The sequence below is a fragment of the Dokdonella sp. GW821-FHT11D02 genome (genome assembly GCF_058808595.1).
This window is the reverse complement of record NZ_CM179520.1, coordinates 3,775,358-3,794,130: the sequence shown is the minus strand read 5'-3', so window position 1 is coordinate 3,794,130 and position 18,773 is coordinate 3,775,358. Positions and strand designations below refer to the sequence as shown.

Below are 18,773 nucleotides of genomic sequence, written 5' to 3'. Positions count from 1 at the left end.
GGTCGCGAAGCGGCGATCAGCGCCGCAGTTGGAGTCTTCCTATGCTCGTACCCGTAATTCTCTCCGGCGGCGCCGGCACGCGGTTGTGGCCGGTATCGCGCAGCGCTTATCCGAAACCGTTCATGCGCATGGGCGATGGCGAAACGCTGCTGCGCAAGACGCTCGATCGCGCCTTGCGCCTCGCCGACGGCGGCCAGGTGCTGACCGTGACCGGCCGCGACTACTACTTCCTGACCCGCGACGAGTACGCCCAGCATCCGCAGGCCGATCTCGACCGTCTGCCGTTCCTGCTCGAACCGGCCGGGCGCAACACCGCGCCGGCGGTGGTCCTGGCCGCGTTGTACGCGCGCGAGCACGTCGGCGCCGAGGCCGTGTTGCTGGTGCTGCCGGCCGATCATCTGATCCGCGATCTCGACGCCTTCGCCGCCGACGCGCAGCGCGCGGCCGCGCTGGCGCAGGACGGCTGGCTGGTCACGTTCGGCATCCGACCGACGCATCCGGAAACCGGTTTCGGCTACGTGCGCATGGGCGAGGCGATCGCCGGGCGCGACGGGCGCCAGGTCGGCGCCTTCGTCGAAAAGCCGAGCCGCGAAGTGGCCGAGAGCTACGTCGCCTCGGGCGAATATGTCTGGAACTCGGGCATGTTCTGTTTCCGTGCCGACGCTTTGCTCGACGTGGCCGCGAAGGTCTGTCCCGATGTGTTCGCCGCGGCGCAGACCTGCCATGCGCAGGCGACCAGCCACGAAAGCCCGGTCGAGTACGTGCGTGAGGCGTTCCTGGCGCAGCCGGACATCTCGATCGACTACGCGATCATGGAGCGCGCGCCGAAGGTGGCGGTGGTACCGGCCGCGTTCGACTGGAGCGACATCGGTTCGTGGAAGGCGATCAGCGATCTCGACGCCGAAGCCGACGACGACGGCAATCGCGTGCGCGGGCAAGCGATCGTGATCGAGAGCGAGAACTGCTACATCCAGTCCGACGCGCGCATGGTCGCCGCGGTCGGCGTCAAGGATCTGGTCATCGTCGACACCGGCGATGCGGTGCTGGTATCGCATCGCGAGCGCGCGCAGCAGGTCAAACTGGTGGTCGAGCGCCTGCGCGCGACCAATCATGCCGCTGCGAGCGTGCACCAGACCGTGCACCGGCCTTGGGGCAGCTACACCGTGCTCGAGGACGCCGAAGACTGCAAGGTCAAGCGGCTGACGGTGAAGCCGGGCCAGGTGCTGTCGCTGCAGTTGCACCATCGCCGCAGTGAACACTGGACGGTGGTCGAGGGCACCGCGAAGGTGCGCGTTGGCGAGCGCGAATTCCTGCTCGGCCGCAACGAGTCGACCTACATCCCGATGAACACCGTGCATCGGCTGGAGAACCCGACCGATACCGATATTCACTTGATCGAAGTGCAGTGCGGCGATTATTTCGGGGAAGATGACATCGTGCGCCTGGAAGACCGCTACGGGCGCGTCAAGACGACTTGAGGAGAAGCCTCCGCACGGAGGCGCGAGTCGTCGCACAAGGAAGCGGGCGACAAGGGGAGGTTGCAATGAAACGGATGCTTTCCGTCGCGCTGGCGTTTGCGTCGGCGTTCGCGTGGGCCGAAGAAAAGAAAGCGGAAGCGCCGGCACAGGCGTCGTCGCCGGCACAGGTCTCGATCGAAGATTTCGTCAAGAAACCGGACATCGAGGAGATGGCGATCTCGCCCGGCGGGCAATATCTCGCGGTGAAAGTGCCGTTCGAGGATACGACGGTTCTGTTCGTCATCGATCGCGTCAAGAACCAGCGCACCGCGAGCATCCGCGCTTCCTCGAACAACGTGGTCGATCGTTTCTGGTGGGTCAATGAAACGCGGCTGGTCGCCTCGGTAGCTGAGCAGCTCGGCGGCATCGACGCGCCACGGCCGAACGGCGAGCTGTATGCGATCAACGCCGACGGCAGCGGCTCGATGCAGCTGTTCGGCTATCGCGGTGCGGAGGAAGTCGGCTCACGCATCAAGCGCGGCGGCGAGAAGCGCTACGCCAGCGCCTTCGTCATCGACCGCATTCCGGGCGACGACAAGAACATCCTGGTGCAGACCTTCGATTGGCAGAACAGCGAGCAAGCGCCGCCCAGCGTCGAAATGCTCGACGTCTACACCGGCAACACGCGTCGCGTCGGCGTCGGCCCGAAAGCGGATTCGCAGTTCATCGCCGATCATCGCGGACGCGTGCGCATTGCCGGCGCCGCGGACGAGAACGTGAACCTGGTCATCTACGTGCGCGGCGAAGAAGGCGGCGAATGGCGCGTCTTCAACGACCCCAAGGTCAGCAAGGTGTACATGAGGCCGCGCATGTTCGCGCGCGACAACCGGCATCTGTATGCGAACGTCTCGCGTGCGAACAAACCCGATGCCTTGTATCGCATCGACCTCGACAGTGGCGCGAAAGAGCTCTTGTACGAGGGCGGCGCCGATCCCGGCGAACTGCTGCTGACGCCGGACCAGCAGGACGCCTACGGAGTGGTGACGCACGACGGCAAGACCGCCATTCACGTGTTCGATCCGAACTCGCCGCATGCGCGGCTCGCGCTGGCGACGCAAAAGGCGTTTCCCGGCCAGGTCGCGATCTTCGGCAGCTTCGCCAACGACGGCAAATTCGGTCTGGTGCACGTTTCCAGCGATCGCAATCCGGGCGATTTCTATTTGTTCGACACGCAGAAGAAGAACGCCGAATACATCGGCAGCGCGCGCAAATGGATCGAACCCGAGCTGATGGCGGCGATGCAGCCGATACGCTTGAAGGCCGGCGACGGCCTCGAACTCAACGGCTACCTGACCCTTCCGCGCGGCGGCGACGGCAAGAATCTGCCGCTGATCGTCAACCCTCACGGCGGGCCGCACGGCATCGCTGACAGATGGGGTTTCGATCCCGAAGTGCAGCTGTTGGCGAGCCGCGGATACGCGGTGCTGCAGCTGAATTTCCGCGGCTCGGGCGGCTACGGTGCCGACTTCGAGCAGGCCGGCTACCGGCAGTGGGGCCTGCGCATGCAGGACGACCTGACCGACGCCACGCGCTGGGCGGTGCAGCAAGGCTATGCCGATCCGAAACGATTGTGCCTGTACGGCGGCAGTTACGGCGGCTATGCCTCGTTGCAAGGCGCGGTACGCGAACCGGATTTGTACCGCTGCGCGATCGGTTATGTCGGCGTCTACGATCTGGGCCTGATGTATCGCGACGGCGACATCCCGCGCAGCCTGTACGGCAAGCGCTATCTGCAGAGAGTGCTCGGCACGGACGCGGCCGACATGCGCAAACGTTCACCCGCCGAGAACGTCGACCGCCTCAAGGCGGCGCTGATGCTGATCGCCGGAGGACGCGACGAACGCGTACCGATCGCGCAGGCGGATGCGTTGCGCGAGGCGCTGGACGAACGCAAATATCCCTACGAGTGGCTGCTCAAAGACAAGGAAGGGCACGGTTTCTATGTGACCGCCAACCGCGTCGAGATGTACACCAAGATGCTGGCCTTCCTGCAGCGCAGCCTCGGCGGCACTGCATCGGCCGAGCCGGCGCGCTGAGGCGGCTCAATTCGACGGCGAGTGTGCCGCGCGGCGCACTCGCCCAGGCGATGCACCGTCGTCGTTACTTCACACCGTGCATCCAGCGCCTGATCAGCGGCGTCGCCGCCAGCGCGAGCAGGCCGCAGACGATGCCGATCTTGGCCGAGAACACGAACAGCTGATCGTACTTCGTCAGTGCCTCGGCGACGTTCAGGCTTTGGCCGTCAGGAATTTCGATCGCCGACAGCTGGCTCAGTTGCGCGGCCAGCACCTCCGAATACGAGGTGCCGAGAAACCAGCCGCCCATCATCAGACTGACCACGCTCGGCACCGACAACTCGGTGACCGCAGAGAGGCCGATCGGCGACAGCAGCATCTCGCCGACTTCGAGCACGAAGTAGGCGAGCACGAACCACCAGATATTAGTCAGTCCGTTCGCCTCGGGATTGCGCGCGCTCCAGACCAGCACCAGGAACGAGGCGCCGGCGAGGATCAAACCGTAGGCGGACTTCGCCGGCTTGCTCGGATTCCAGCCGCGCGTTTCCAGCCGCGGCCACAGCCACGCGAAGATCGGCGCGAGGATCAGAATGAACACGGCGCCGAGCGATGTCAGCTCGCTCGCATTCCATTCGACACCGAGCGCGCGATGGTTCATCACGCGATCGGAGAACAGCACCCACGAACCGTAGGTCTGTTCGTACAGGGTGAAGAAGATCAGGCACAGCACGATGAAGACGAGCACCGCCGCCATCTGCTCGCGCTGGACCTTGGTGCAGCGCGCGAACATGAACCAGAGGATGCCGCCGAGCAGACAAGCGGTGACCAAGTGCATCGCGAGCAGCACCGGACTCGGTTCGAACCACCCAGGCACGATCGCGAGAAACAGCGAATGCGCTTGGATCAGTCCCCAGATCGCGAACAAGCCGGCGAGCGAGCCGAGGTAGATCGATTGCTCGCGCGTGAGAAAGCCGAACACGCGCTGGCGTAGAGCGGCCGGATCGGGTGGCTCGGCGTGGCCGTGCAGATGCTTCTGTCCGTAGAGGAAGTTCGCCAGTCCCGCCAGCATGCCGATGCCGGCGGCACCGAAACCCCAGCCCCAGCCGTAGGTTTCGCCGAGCCAGCCGCACAACACACCGGAGATCGTCGCGCCGATGTTGATGCCGGCGTAGAACAGGCTGAAGCCCGAATCGCGGCGCGGATCGTTCTCGCCGTAAAGCTTGCCGACAATGGTCGAGATGTTCGGCTTGAGGAAGCCGACGCCGAGAATGATCAGGGCGAGCGAGAAGTAGAAGATCTGCAGCGTGCCGGCGTCGCGTGTGATCACGCCGTTCGCGCTGCTCGCCGGGTGGCCTTCGATCGCCATGCCGAGATGCCCGAGCACGAGCAGAATCCCGCCGAACACCACCGCCTTGCGCATGCCCAGCCAGCGGTCCGCGATGAGACCGCCGATCACCGGCATCGCATAGACCAGGCCGCCGTAGGCGCCGATCAGGTTGTAGCCGTGCTCGTCGGTGAAGAGGTGGTACTTGGTCAGGTAGAGCAAGAGCAGCGCCTTCATCCCGTAGAACGAGAAGCGCTCCCACATTTCGGTGAAGAAACAGACGTAGAGTCCCTTCGGATGGCCGAGGAACTCGTCCCGGCGGATCGAAACCTCGGCAACGGCGGACATTCCGATTCCTGGCGGAGAAGCGGCCGGAGTATAGCCACGGAGGGCTATCGTTCGGCGGGATGGGCGTGGAAAGCGGCCGCGGCGGAAACGTTTTCTGCGACCGAAGCGACTAGGGCGATGCGGCGGAGCAGCATCGGCTCGTCGACCTGCATCGCAACAAATTCGGCGGGTATCGCCACCGCCGCCGCTGTGCCTCGGGGCCGCATTTCCTTTGCAGAACCGGCCTTTGCAGCTTGCTTGGAGGCGCTGCGAGATGTTTTGCAGTGCAGCTTGCGCCTCTTCACAGCATCTCTACAATCGCCAATCACTCGTTTGAAGTGATCTCATTAATCACCTCATTGAAGTGAACGTCAGGTTGGCCTGGACACAGGCTCGGCCTCCGGATCTGCACGCTGCGCCCAGGGGGGCCTTCGGCGATGATCGGCAAGAACGTCAGCTCGAACGGGACCAAGGCGCGCCTCTTGCAGGCGGCGGAAGCCTTGTTCGTCGAGCATGGCTACGACGCCATGTCGCTGCGCCAGATCACCATGCTCGCGGGCGCCAACATCGCCGCGGTGAACTACCACTTCGGCAGCAAGGAAGCGCTGGTGCGCGAGCTGCTGTCGGAGCGCCTGGACCGACTCAGCCGCGAGCGCGAGCGTTTGCTCGCCGCCTGCGAGCAAGCCGCCGGCGATCAGGCTCCCGATCTCAACATCGTGCTCGGCGTGCTGTTCGTGCCGGCGCTGCGTCTTGCGCGCAGCGGCGGTCCGGCCTCGATGCGTTTGCTCGGTCGCGTCTACAGCGATCCTTCGCCGTTCATCCGCAATTTTCTGCACGAGCACTATCGCTCGGTCTTCGAGGGCTTCTTCGCCGCGTTCGAGCGCGCATTGCCGCAAGTTCCGCGGCACGAGCTCGGCGTGCGTTTGCAGTTCAGCCTGAAGGCGCTGTCGGGCGTGCTCGCGAGCGAGAACCTCGACCAGCTGATCGCCGCGATGTGCGTGGGCGGGCCGGTTGACGACACGCGACTGCTTTCGCGTCTGGTTGCGTTCATCGCGCCGATGCTGACGACGCCGTTCGACCAGGTCGCGCATGACAGCGCGATCGAGCAGGTGATGGGACTGGCGGTCGTGGTCGAGCAGCAGAGCGAGCGCGAACAACGATTGCAGTCCCCCGATTCGAAGCCGGAGGCTTGGCCACCCTCCTGGCCGACGGAGGTGGCGCGGGTATGAGGCACATTCGACGGAGTTTCTAGTCAAGCGATCAAGCAGCCTGTTGGCGCCGTCTTGCAAGGCGGCGGCGTCGAGGAATACTTCGTCGATTAAACGAAGTAAGACGAAGAAGAAACGCCTTGCCATTCTTCATCTAGCCCAAGAGGGTCTTAGTATGAAAACCGTAAAGAAAATCGTCACGGGTTCTCTGGTTTCCGCCTGCACGCTGGCAGCGTCCTCGGCAATGGCGTTGGATTATTTCAACGATCCTTCGGCTGGTTCGGCGGTCTTCAATCCCAAGTTCTCCGGCCCGACGATCGCCATTTCCGGCGGCTCGCTTGCTTGCACGTCCACCTTCACGCTGACGGGCGTCGCAGGATCGGGTGACAAAGTCACTTCTGCATCGTTCACCCCGGTGTCCTGCTCGACCATCAATGCCGTAACACCCTGGAACATCAGCGTGCCGACTTCGGTGAGCGGAACGAACAATGTGGTCATTGGTCCGATCACGATCTTCTTGCCGGCGCCGATCAACAAGACCTGCACGGGCTCGGTGAACGGAACGCTGAATGGTTCGAATGCCGCGGTAGGCTCGCTCGGTCCGGGCCAGCTAACCTTCGTCGGCACTTTGAGTGCGCCGGGCGGTGCGAGCTGCGTGGTCCGTTCAACGGGCAATCTGACCAGCACGCCGACCACGTACATCCACTGATTTCACGATCAGTCAAGAGTGGTCGATGTGGCGGCTGCGCCGAAGTTGTCCTTTCGGCCCGAAACGTTGGGGGAAGGGCGGTAACGCCCTTCCCGTTTCGACGGCGACCTAGCGGATGCTACGTGCTGCAGTGAGGCCGGCGGAGAAACAGCTGCGGCATTGCGCTCTTCGCCGAACTGTGTCGCTGTCTCATTTCGATGCAAGTATCGGTTCAGATCGATTTTTGCTCATGTGTTAATCGAGATACGGGCGATCGACGATATCCGCGTTGGAAAGAAGCCATCGGATTTACGAAGAAAAAGAGAGAAAGTGATCCTGCCGCCTCTCATAGAGCGGCAGTCGACTATTGAAGCGAAATCGCTTCGTCAGAGAGTTCATAACTAGTTGTTTTTCTAACGATGCCGCGATTGTAACGGGGACGGAAAATGGCTGAAGTGCAATACCACTCAAAAACCCGCCTGCGTCGTAATGTGCTGTGGCTGGCCTTGCTTCAGGGGGCCGCGGCTTATGCGCAAGGCGATACGAACGAACAGGCCACGCCTGATGCTGCGGATGCGCCGCAGGCTGCGCAGCAGGACCCGTCGACTCCCGCGTCCGCGCCGTCTTCGAAGGCCAAGGGCAAGTCAGCCAAGGATTCCACTCAGCTCGAAACCATCACCGTTACTGCGCAGAAGAAGGTCGAGAACATTCAAAAAGTGCCGATCGCGATCAGCGCCTTCGGCGGCGAGGATTTGAGCGACCGCAAGATCGAAAGTGGTGGCGATCTGGTGACGGCAGTACCGAACGTCGCTTTCACCAAGACCAATTTCTCGATGTACAACTTCCAGATTCGCGGCATCGGTACGCAGGCGCTGTCGGTGACGACCGACCCGGCCGTCGCGGTCAGCTTCAATTCGACGCCGATGATCCGCAACCGTTTGTTCGAGCAGGAGTACTTCGACGTCAACCGTGTCGAGGTGCTGCGCGGCCCACAAGGCACGCTGTACGGCCGCAACGCGACCGCTGGCGTGGTCAACATGATTCCGAATCTGCCGAGTTTCGACGGGTTCGAGTCTTGGGTGAAAGCCGAGGTCGGCAATTACGACAGCCGCCGCTTCAGCGGCATGGTCAACGTGCCTCTCAGTGAAAGCCTGGCTTTCCGTGCCGCGGGGGCATGGACGGATCGTGACGGCTACGATTACAACGAGGTGACGCGCCAGAACGTCAATGGCCGCGATCTGTGGTCGGGGCGACTGTCGTTGGCTTGGAAGCCTGCCGAAGGTGTCAATGCCAGCATCGTATGGGAGCACTTCAACGAGAACGACGACCGCTCGCGTACCGGTAAGCAGCTTTGCCATCGCGATCCGGGACCGGCGGAGTTCAACGGCATCGTACCTTCGGTCGCCGACCGCCCCTATTTCAATCAAGGTTGCCTCGACGGTTCCTTGTACGGCGACGCGGCATTCGGAACACCCAACGGCAGCGGCCTGCCCTGGATTCTCGCCGCAGCATCGCAGCCAGGACTTCTGGGCTTCAGAAGGGATGGCTCGGGGCCGGTCTATACCGTGCCGCCTGGGATCGATCCGTACGAGGGTCTGGTGCAATCGAAGGATTTGCGCCGCATTGCGACGACCTACGATCCAATCTTCAAGGCCAAGAATGATGTCGCGCAGATCAACTTCGACGCCGAAGTCAGCGACGGATTGAAGTTCATCTCGCAGACCCTGTATACGCGCGATCGCTACTATTCCTCGCAAGACTACGCGCGTTTTCAGTCGAACAAGATATTCGCCAATACCTCCGATGGCGTGATCGGTTTTCCGCCCAACGGCCCGCCCGATGGCGCGCCGGTGTTCGACCTGATTCCAGGCGGCGTATTCAACGATCCGCAATTGGGCCCGTCCGATCGTATGCTGCTGGTCGACCTGAACACGGCGTACAGCACGCAGTGGTCGCAGGAATTCCGTCTGCAATCCTCGTTCGACGGCGCCTTCAATTTCAGCGTGGGTGCCAACTATCTGCACTACAAGATTGACGAGAACTATTACGTCTTCAACAACATGTTCACATTGTTGGGGCAGACGTTCCTCAATGGTTACGGCGGCGCGGGCATGTACGCTCCGCCCGTGAGTTGCGCTCCGGGATCGCGTGCGCCGATAGATCCGAGCAATCCTCTCGCGACGGCCTGTCTCTATCTCGATCCGAATCCTCTCAATCGCATAAATGGCCAGGGCCACAATTATTTTCGTAGCTGGAACGTGGCGGAAACTAAATCGGCGGCTGTCTTCGGCGAAACGTATTGGCAGTTGTCCGACACTGTGAAGCTGACCGCTGGCTTGCGCTTCACCAACGACCGCAAATTCACCACGCCGATTCCGAGTCAGGCGCTGCTCACGGAAGGGTTCTACGGTGGTGGTTACGTCAGCAGCGGCTATCCGTCGCAGCCGGAGATTCGCCAGACCTGGAACGAGCCGACCGGTCGCGTAGTGCTGGAATGGACGCCGCAGACCTCGTTCACCGACAGTACGATGTTCTACGGCTCGTTCTCGCGCGGCTACAAGGCCGGCGGAACCAACTCGCCAGGTATTGGCGCCGACCCTCGCTACCTTTCCTTTCCGCAGCGCGATCCGAAGTTCAAGGCCGAATACGTCAACGCGTTGGAGTTCGGCACGAAGAACGTGATGGCCGACGGCAAGCTGATCGTCAACGCGACCTTGTTCTACAACGACTACAAGAACTATCAGGTTTCGCAGATCCAGGACCGCGCAACTCTGAACGAAAACTTCGACGCCAAGACCTGGGGCCTGGAACTCGAGGCGGCCTGGAAACCGACGCCTTCGTTCCAGCTGAGCGGCAACCTCGGTTTGCTCGGCACGCGTATCGGTTCCAATCAGTACTCGATCGACCCGATGGACCGCACCAACGGCAATCCGGACTGGGTCGTCGTGCGGCCTTGGCTGCAGAACTCGTCGAACTGCGTCGCGCCGCGGGCGTACGTATCCGATGTATTGGCTTTCTTCCAAAGCATCGGGATCGACGCGCTCAATCAGCTCAATCGCTTCTGCAATTACAACTACCCGCTCGGCAGCGGCGCGTGGGCCAACGTTCCCGACAATCCATTCGCGGGGCTGTTCCCTTGGTACTACGATCCGCGCACCGACGGTCCGAACGGCGGTCAAGGTTTCGCCAAGAACGTAGGCGGCCACAGCCTGCCGAACGCTCCGCACATCACGGTCAGCGTGAGCCCGCAATACACCTTCTTCACCGATCACGGCGACCTGATTCTGCGCGCTGACCTGTACTACCAAGGTGAGAGCTGGGCACGCATCTATCAAGACAAGATCGATCGCCTGCACGACTGGGGCAACGTGAACCTGTCGCTGACCTGGCAGAGGTTGGAAGACGATCTCACTGTACAGCTGTACGTCAAGAATGCGCTGGGCGGCGAGGCGATCACCGGTACCTTCCTCAACAGCGATGACACCGGTCTGACCTCCAACGTGTTCCTGCAAGATCCGCGCATGATCGGTCTGAGTGTGCGCAAGGGGTTCTATTGATTCCGACGAAGTGGCGGGCAGGAATGGCGGTCGCTGCACGATGACCCCGTTCTTGATGGGAGAAAAGTCGGTTCATTCGCCTGAGCGTTCGACGAAACAGCCTCGCTCCGGCGATATCGCTTTTAGAAGACCGACAAGGATGTCGAAGGCTGTTTCGGCGGCTGGTGCTCATGCCCCGGCCGGAGGCCTTTATTGCTTTTGTCGAAACACGGGAGATTGCTATGTTGAAACAATCGCTGCACGCATTGACCTTTGCGCTCACGGCTGCGCTGGCCGCCACCGCTGTCGTTCCGAAGAGTGCCGCTGCAATCACGCTGCCCGGCCCCTACAAGGTATTCGAGCATTGCCCATATACCGATCCGAATGTAGGCGACTACGGCAACTGCCTCTACAACGAGACGACGTCGGGTGCCTTCACGATCGGCTCCACCACCCTACCAATCGACTCTCCAATCGTGCTGCAGGGCGGCTTGACCTACTTGAACGGATCGCCGTTGTACGATGCAGTCGGTGCGCCGACGCTGTCGTCTCCGCCGGGACACGTCCCCGGAGGCCTGCTGGGTATCACCAATCCGCTACCGAACTGGCCGTTCCCGCTGTGGGTCGCGTTCTGGAACATCGTCAACTCGGTCAACGACGTGACCGCGACGATGGAGCTGGTCGCTCCCGTTCAAACCGTCTTCATCTACGCGCTGTATCCGCCCACTGACGGCACCGATCCGACAGCGGCGACGCTGCCGTTGCGCGTGCGTCTGTCGAACCCCTTCCTCGGCAACACCTGCTACATCGGCTCCGCGGAAAATCCGGTTCTGGTGAACCTGCGGACGTCGACGACCAATCCGCCGCCGCCGAATCAGCCGATCACCGGCAATGTCGGCACGTACGAAGAGGTCGTGACCGACGTAACGAACTACTACAGCTACATCAAGGTCGACGGCAGCACCTTGGTCGACAACTCGTTTGCGGTACCAGCCGCCAAAGGTTGCGGCAATATCGCCCTCGGTTTGCCGATCCTGACCCAGCTCTTGGATGCCTTGGTTTCGGGCGCGGTCAACTTGAAAGTAGGCCTGCCTTCCGCATCCGGTAAAAACACCGCGGTTCTGAACGGAAACTCGCGGATTACGCTAGGGTATGTCGTTTCAGGTCAAGCCACTCCGTAAGGAGAGGTCGGCCGACCCTAGACTCAAATGACTGCAGGGCGGCCGTGAAGGCCGTCCTGCAGGAGCTTCAGCCATGCGCCGCCGATCCATCGCCATCGTATCGCTCTCTCTTCTCGCGGCCGTCCTGGGCTACTTCATCACCCGTTTCCAATGGAAGGGGTCGGTGCCGACCGCCACGGCGGTGCTGACGCCAGCCGCGCCGACAGCGTCGAATTCGGAGGAGCGCGCCGTAAAGGCGTCCGAGCTCAAGAAAGCACGCAGGGCTTTGTCGGGTATGCCGCCCGACATCCAACCTCTGAAAGACGCTTTCACGGAGTTGTCGCGCGAGGCGAAGGCCGGTAATGTCGAAGCGGCAACCCGCCTGTATCGCGATTTGAGTCGCTGCCGAAGCTTGTCCGGCACCGAATCGGTAGTTTCTTCCCTCTCTGAAGAAATACTGAAAAGAGCTGTGGACGGGATGGACTCGACGCAGTTGGAAACGTATCAGGCTGAACTCGATAGCGTCGAACTCAACAAGGAAAACTTACAACGCCTGCACCACCTGTGCGACGGCGTCACTAGCGACATGTTCGGTGAGCGCTTCGGGGCGATGCAAAAAGCCGCCGAACTGGGCGACGCTGACGCGAGAGCTTGCGTACTTCAGCAAGGACCGGGTCTGGACATGCGTAGCCTTGGTGGTCGGCCGCAAGTACTCGAGCAGTATCGAGCCAACATACCATCGCTAGTGCAAGCCGGGATCGGCGCCGGCGACTGGAGGGTGGTCGAGATATTGAACGACGCATACGCGCCCGATTCCAACAGCCTGCTCGGTGGGATGCTGGATTTCGATCCGGTCCAACGCTACCGTTTTTTGAAACTCTATCGCCTCGGTTACCACCTCCAGTACGACCAATATTCTGCTGCAAAGGTTGAAGGAAAGATGGTCGCTGCCGCAGCGTCCTTGACTGCGGCGCAATTAGCGGAAGCGGATGCCTGGGCGCAGGACACCTACCAGAATCAATTTCGCGGCAACGACGTGAGCGAATCGACAATGACGTGGGGCAACGCATGCGCGTTCTGATCTCGTCCGAGACATGCTCGATTGCGCGGTCCAGCCGGCCGTTCGTCCAACAGATCGCTTGAGTATCCAATTTCCAATGGCAGCGACGTCACTGCAATTGCCTTCCCTATTCGAGCGCGTGCGGCTCGTCTTGATTCAGCCCGACGGTTTCGCCCATGCCGCCGCGTTCGACGAGCTAGTCCTTAGCCTAGGTTGTGCATTGCGTGCGCTAGGTTGCACTGTCGATACCGCCGTCAACGAGCTCGACGTGGACAGCACCAATCTGATCATCGGAGCGCACCTGCTCGGTCAAGGAAACGTCCTGCCGCCCAGCTCCGTCATCCTCAACTTCGAGCAGTTGGGCGCTGATTCTCCTTTTTTTCATCCGTATTATCTCGAGCAGTTGCGCACACACGCTGTGCTCGATTACTCGCGCCGCAACGTCGCCAAGATCCGCGCCCAAACCGCAAATCGGCACGTACAGTTTCTGGGCATCGGCTACAGGGCGGAACTTTCGCGCATTGCCCCTGCGGCAGAGCAGGACATCGACGTGCTGTTCTACGGTTCGACCAATCCACGCCGACAGCAGGCGATCGACGCCCTCCGCGCCGCCGGCCTCAAGGTGAAAACCTTGTTCGGCGTCTATGGGCAAGAGCGCGACAGCTGGATCGCACGCAGCAAGCTGGTGCTGAACGTGCACATATACGATGCGAAAGTACACGAGATCGTGCGCAGTTCCTACTTGCTTTCCAATCGCAAGGCCATCGTCTGCGAATGCGAGGACAACACGGAAATCAATGCCGAACTGCGCGATGCGATGGCCTGCGTTCCGTACTCGCAGCTGGTGGAGACTTGCGTCGAATTGGTGCATGACGACGAACGTCGTCATGCTCTGGAGCAACGCGGTTTCGAGATCTTTTCGCAGCGTGATCAGGCGCCGATGCTCGCCGAGGCACTGTCCGAGCTGGTCTTGCCGCTGCCCAAACGGATCAACTTAGGGAGCGGCAAGGACTGGCGGGCGGATGCGCTCAATATCGACATCGATGCCAAAACTAATCCCGACGTCGTTTGCGATCTGACCGAAGCGGGGGCCTTCCGCCGTGTGCACTTCAGCCACCGCTTTGGTCTCTTGCGCTTCGATCCAGGCGCTTTCGAATCGATCGAAACTAAAGACGTACTCGAGCACGTACCGGATTTGGTCGGTCTGATGACGCGCAGCCTCGACTTGCTGAAGGTCGGCGGCGAAATGCGAAACAGCGTGCCTTACGATCTTTCCTACGGCGCCTGGCAGGATCCCACTCACGTGCGCGCGTTCAACGAGCGTAGCTGGCTCTACTACACCGACTGGCATTGGTATCTCGGTTGGCGCGAGGCGCGATTCGATTTGGTCAGCAACGAAATGGCCCTGAGTCCGCTCGGTCAGAGTCTACGCAGCACCGGGATGACGGACGAGCAGATATTTCGCACGCCCCGTGCGGTCGATTCGATGCACGTCGTTTTCAAGAAGCGCCTACTCGGAGCGGAAGAAAAATCGCGTGCGGAAGATTGGTACAGCCGCGGCACTGAGCGATCGTCCGCGATGCAGCGGCCCGAAGTGGCCAAACGTCCGCGCGTTTGCCTCAGCATGATCGTAAAGAACGAGGCGCATGTAATCGAACGCTGTCTTCGTTCGGTGCGGCCCTACATCGACAGTTGGGCGATTTCCGATACCGGTAGTACCGACGGCACGCAGGAGCTGGTCCGTACTCTGCTCGCAGGCTTGCCGGGCGAGCTGATCGAACGACCCTGGGTCGATTTTTCGCACAATCGCAACGAAGCGCTCGAGCTGGCGCAGAAACACGGCGAATACGCCCTGGTGATCGACGCTGACGATCTATTCGAGGCAGATCCGGGGTTTCAATGGGGCGAGTTGGGCGCGCCGGGCTATATGTTCGAGATCGTCTTCGGTGACAACCAGTCCTTTTGGCGTGTCGCATTGATGCGCATGGGTTTGGATTGGGTCTGGGAGGGGGTGATCCACGAAGTGCCAGTCTCCTCGCATCTCGAAGCCGTGATGAAAACCAAGCTTCGAGGCCCGCGCATCCGCATTGTCGGCGGCGGCGCGCGCAGCCAGCAGCCGTTAGAGCACAAATACGAAAAAGACATCGAGGTACTACGTCGCGCGCTGATCGACCTGCCCGACAATCCACGCTACACCTTCTACCTCGCTCAGGCCTTGAACGAGCGAGGACGCCTGCAGCAGGCGATGGAAATGTATCAACGCCGAGTGGAAATCGGCGGCTGGTTCGAGGAAGTATGCTATTCGAAGTTTCAGATCGCCTGTCTGAAGGAGCGCATGGGGGCGAGGCACGCGGAGATTGTCGCCGCCTATCTGGACGCCTACGAGTACCGTCCGCAACGCGCCGAGGCCTTGTGCGAGCTGGCTCGCTATCTGCGCATGAACGGACGTCATGCGGCGGCCTACGCGTTCGCGCGCATCGCTTGCTCGATCGAGTTGCCGGAAGATTTGGTGATCGTCGACACCGGCGTCTATCGCTGGCGCGCGCGCGACGAACTCGCGATCGCCTGCTTCTCCCTCGGCGACTACGCTACATGCGTACGCTTGTACGAAGAAATTCTCGCCGTCCCGGAAGTGCCGGCTGCCGAGCGCGAACGCATGCAGAACAATTTGGAAACCGCGCGCAACGAGCTGCGAAGCCGAAACGAGCAAAAGGAGATTTCACTCGCTTGAGCCGCTTTTTGAAGCGCGCCGACGTGGTGGGGCGATGAACGCGTTCGGAGAAGAAGCCGGATGTCGCTACATCGCAGGATGATTGGGCATTACTAACGGGAGTCTGCGTGCGCGTTTGCTTGAACATGATCGTGAAGAACGAGGCGCAGGTGATCGAGCGCTGCATCCGTTCGGTGCGCCCGCACATCGATTCCTGGGCGATCGTCGACACTGGTAGCACCGATGGCACACAGGAACGAATTCGTGCCTTATTGGCCGACCTGCCGGGAGAGCTGATCGAACGGCCCTGGATCGACTTTGCGCACGGCCGCAACGAGGCGCTGCAGCTGGCGCACCGGCACGGCGACTATGCGTTGGTGATCGACGCCGACGACGTGCTCGAAGTGGCCGACGATTTTTCTTGGGGCACGCTCGGAGCGGCGGGCTACATGGTGGAGATCGTGATCGGCGTCCAATCCTGGTATCGAGTGCAATTGCTCAAGCTCGGCTTGGATTGGGTCTGGGAAGGCGTCATTCACGAAGTGCCAAACTCAGCCCGGCTGGCCGAAGTTTGGAAAACCAAACTCGACGGTGCTCGCATTCGCATGCTCGGTGGCGGCGTGCGCAGCCAGCAGCCATTGCAGCAAAGATACGCACACGACATCGACCTGCTGCGGAAGGCGCTGGTCGATTTTCCGGACAACCCGCGCTACACGTTCTATCTCGCCCAAACGCTGCGCGACGCGGGCCGGCTGCAAGAGGCGATCGAGGCCTACGAGCGCCGCGTCCGGATCGGCGGTTGGTTCGAAGAAGTGTATGCCTCGAAGTTTCAGATCGCGGTACTGCAAGAGCGAATTGGAGCCGGCTACGAAGACGTCCTCGCGGCCTATCTCGACGCCTATGACTATCGCCCCCAGCGCGCCGAGGCGCCGTGCGAGCTGGCGCGACATGCGCGGTCTCACGAGCGTTATGCGGTCGCGTACACCTTCGCGCGCATCGCCTGTTCGATCGAGCGTCCGGACGATCTTTTGAACGTAGATCTGACGGTATACCACTGGCGCGCGCGTGACGAATTTGCACTCGCGGCTTACTTCATCGATGACTACGACACCTGTATTCGTTTGTGGCAAGAGCTGATGCCCGATCCACGGTTGCCACCGAGCGAGCGCGAGCGAGTCAAAGCAAATTTGGAAGCCGCCTTGGAAGCTTCCCAAGCGCCAGCGTGATCGACGACGCGAACGTGCGGGCCGCGATTCATTCGGTACGCTGCGAATGCCGCGTATCCTTCGTGATTGTGCCCGTAACTACAGCAAACATTTGATCGGCGACGAGTCTTGCATCGGGAATCTTTTGTCATGAAGTATCGACACTGGCTCTTCGCCGCGCTCGCTGCCGGCATCGTCGCCGCGGCTTATTTCCTAGGACGAGCGAACGCGCCGTCACCTGCGGCGATGGCCGGGCCAAGCCATCCCGAGACCGGACCGGCCACCGTAAAGGGCAGCGAACGAGCTGCGCACACGCCGTTGTCGCCCAAGCCGGCATCGGCAGCCCACAAAGGTGACCCGCTCCCCGCGCTCGGTACTCCGCTGAAAGACACCTTCGCCGATCTGCAGGCGCGTGCGAACGCCGGTGATGCGTCAGCGGCTGCACGGCTGTTGCGCGACGTAAATCGTTGCAACCGCTTGCGTGGATCGGAATGGAGAAATGGCCACGCTTCGGACGAACTGACCAGTAAGAAGACCGACGACATGACGCCCGAGCAGCTGCGCACCTATCAGTTCCTGCTGGATGCGATGGAACTGCGCCAACGTTCCGTGAGCGAGACGCAGAAGCTCTGTGCCGACGCCAGTCAGGCGATGCTCGACAGCCTGGTGCCGAACATCGCTCAGGCGGCGAAGCTTGGTGACGAAGACGCTCGCGCCTGTTACCTCGGGCGCGGACCGCTGTACGATTCGCGCAGTCTGCTGGAACATCCCGAGTCGCTGCAGACCTACCGCAACGACGCGCAATCGATGATCGACGCGGGCCTCGCCGCCGGCGACTGGCGCGTCGTTGACCTTTTGCAACAAGCCTACGAGCCGGGTGCACAAGGCCTGCTCGCCGGTGTGGTCGGCACTGATCCTGCGCAACACTACCGCTACCTGAAGCTCTACCGCCTCGGCGCGGAGCAGCATCGTATCGCCCAGATCGATCGCGAACTCACCGCTGCGGCCGCGAATCTGACGCCGGCGCAGATCGCCGACGCGGACGAATGGGCGCAGTCCAACCTGCAGAACTTCCGCGGCCCATCGACCGCCGGCACGGAGCAGGGCTGGGACGCGTGCGGTTTCGCCGGAAACTGACTCCGAGGCAGCGTCGCCCCGCAGCAGCGAATCGGCCGCCCGGCCTACGCTGAGAGCCGCCGCGTCAGGGCTCGACCGCGCGCGGCTTCCACGACGGCAGCGCAGAGCCCGATTTACGCGATTTCGCACGCGAATCCGGTTGTGCCCGTGCATCGACCGCGCTGGCCGCCGCATCAGCCAGATGCAGCACCCGCTCGACCGCACTAGCCTGCTGAGTCTGCCCAAACGGCGTCGTCAACACCGGCGAAATGAACGCGATCAGGCGCGCGATCATCAGCGTGTCCTTCACTTCCTCGCCGATGCAGATCGCCGCGGCCAGCTCGTCGGTGTTCTCGCTGGCGAGCATGCCCGACAGCGCCTTCAGGCTGAATTGCAGGCGCATGCCGAGTTCGTGGCGCGGCATCTGCGGCAGCGCGCGCGAGAAGGCTTCGAAGAAGCGTCCCGAGATCGATTCGTAGTGCTCGTGCAGGTATTCGCGGATGAAGGGCGAGGGGTCGCTGTAGACGCGGCCGAGCAGGCGCAGGAAGTTCGCGCCGCCGACGGCGCTGCGCGTGAGCCGCAGGCCGGGCGTGAACAGCACGCTGAGCACGGTGGAGACGTCCATCGTCTGCTCGCCGTACTCTTTCTCGCAGGTCGACAAGAGCTCCAGCCGCTCCTCGTTCAAGCGGTCGAGCCGCTGCGTCAGGAGCTCCTGCATCAAGGCTTCCTTGCTGCCGAAGTGGTAGTTCACCGCGGCGAGATTCGCACCGGCCTGCGCCGTGATCTGGCGCAGCGACATCGCTTCGTACCCGTGTTCGATGAACAACGTCTCCGCGGCTTCGAGCAGACGTGCTTTGGTGCCGCCGGACCGGATCGATTGTCTCGTCATCGACGAATGTGCCCTCGC

General features: G+C 61.8%; 12 protein-coding genes. 10 read left to right on the top strand and 2 right to left on the bottom strand.

Annotation, left to right across the window (positions count from 1 at the left end):
- Positions 1–41: 41 nt before the first annotated feature.
- Complete coding sequence (locus AC3QL3_RS16305) at positions 42–1,478, top strand: mannose-1-phosphate guanylyltransferase/mannose-6-phosphate isomerase (RefSeq protein WP_492895134.1); 1,437 nt, start codon at positions 42–44, stop codon at positions 1,476–1,478.
- Positions 1,479–1,543: 65 nt separating this feature from the next.
- Positions 1,544–3,553, top strand: coding sequence for a S9 family peptidase (locus AC3QL3_RS16300; RefSeq protein ID WP_492895133.1), 2,010 nt, complete (start codon positions 1,544–1,546; stop codon positions 3,551–3,553).
- A gap of 64 nt (positions 3,554–3,617) precedes the next feature.
- Here AC3QL3_RS16300 and AC3QL3_RS16295 read toward each other — a convergent pair whose 3' ends face one another.
- Positions 3,618–5,204: a peptide MFS transporter gene (locus AC3QL3_RS16295; RefSeq protein WP_492895132.1), complete on the bottom strand. Its 1,587-nt coding sequence runs from the start codon at positions 5,202–5,204 to the stop codon at positions 3,618–3,620.
- A gap of 416 nt (positions 5,205–5,620) precedes the next feature.
- Here AC3QL3_RS16295 and AC3QL3_RS16290 point away from each other — a divergent pair, with 416 nt between their 5' ends.
- The 8 genes from AC3QL3_RS16290 (at position 5,621) to AC3QL3_RS16255 (ending at position 17,887) form a co-directional block, all read left to right on the top strand.
- Complete coding sequence (locus AC3QL3_RS16290) at positions 5,621–6,412, top strand: TetR/AcrR family transcriptional regulator (protein WP_492895131.1); 792 nt, start codon at positions 5,621–5,623, stop codon at positions 6,410–6,412.
- A 154-nt stretch (positions 6,413–6,566) separates the two neighbouring features.
- Complete coding sequence (locus tag AC3QL3_RS16285) at positions 6,567–7,100, top strand: hypothetical protein (protein ID WP_492895130.1); 534 nt, start codon at positions 6,567–6,569, stop codon at positions 7,098–7,100.
- A 434-nt stretch (positions 7,101–7,534) separates the two neighbouring features.
- Positions 7,535–10,636 (top strand): TonB-dependent receptor, encoded by a 3,102-nt coding sequence (locus AC3QL3_RS16280; protein WP_492895129.1) that lies wholly within the window; start codon positions 7,535–7,537, stop codon positions 10,634–10,636.
- 170 nt (positions 10,637–10,806) lie between these two features.
- Positions 10,807–11,796: a hypothetical protein gene (locus AC3QL3_RS16275; protein WP_492895128.1), complete on the top strand. Its 990-nt coding sequence runs from the start codon at positions 10,807–10,809 to the stop codon at positions 11,794–11,796.
- A gap of 73 nt (positions 11,797–11,869) precedes the next feature.
- Entirely contained in the window at positions 11,870–12,856 is a 987-nt protein-coding gene (locus tag AC3QL3_RS16270; RefSeq protein ID WP_492895127.1) for a hypothetical protein, read from the top strand.
- 58 nt (positions 12,857–12,914) lie between these two features.
- Positions 12,915–15,566 (top strand): glycosyltransferase, encoded by a 2,652-nt coding sequence (locus tag AC3QL3_RS16265; protein WP_492895126.1) that lies wholly within the window; start codon positions 12,915–12,917, stop codon positions 15,564–15,566.
- 125 nt (positions 15,567–15,691) lie between these two features.
- Entirely contained in the window at positions 15,692–16,771 is a 1,080-nt protein-coding gene (locus tag AC3QL3_RS16260; protein ID WP_492898959.1) for a glycosyltransferase, read from the top strand.
- 129 nt (positions 16,772–16,900) lie between these two features.
- Positions 16,901–17,887 carry a hypothetical protein gene (locus AC3QL3_RS16255; protein ID WP_492895125.1) on the top strand — a complete coding sequence of 329 codons (987 nt, stop codon included), beginning with the start codon at positions 16,901–16,903 and terminating at the stop codon, positions 17,885–17,887.
- Positions 17,888–17,951: 64 nt separating this feature from the next.
- Here AC3QL3_RS16255 and AC3QL3_RS16250 read toward each other — a convergent pair whose 3' ends face one another.
- On the bottom strand, positions 17,952–18,755 hold the full coding sequence (locus AC3QL3_RS16250; RefSeq protein ID WP_492895124.1) for a TetR/AcrR family transcriptional regulator: 804 nt from the start codon (positions 18,753–18,755) through the stop codon (positions 17,952–17,954).
- Positions 18,756–18,773: the final 18 nt, after the last annotated feature.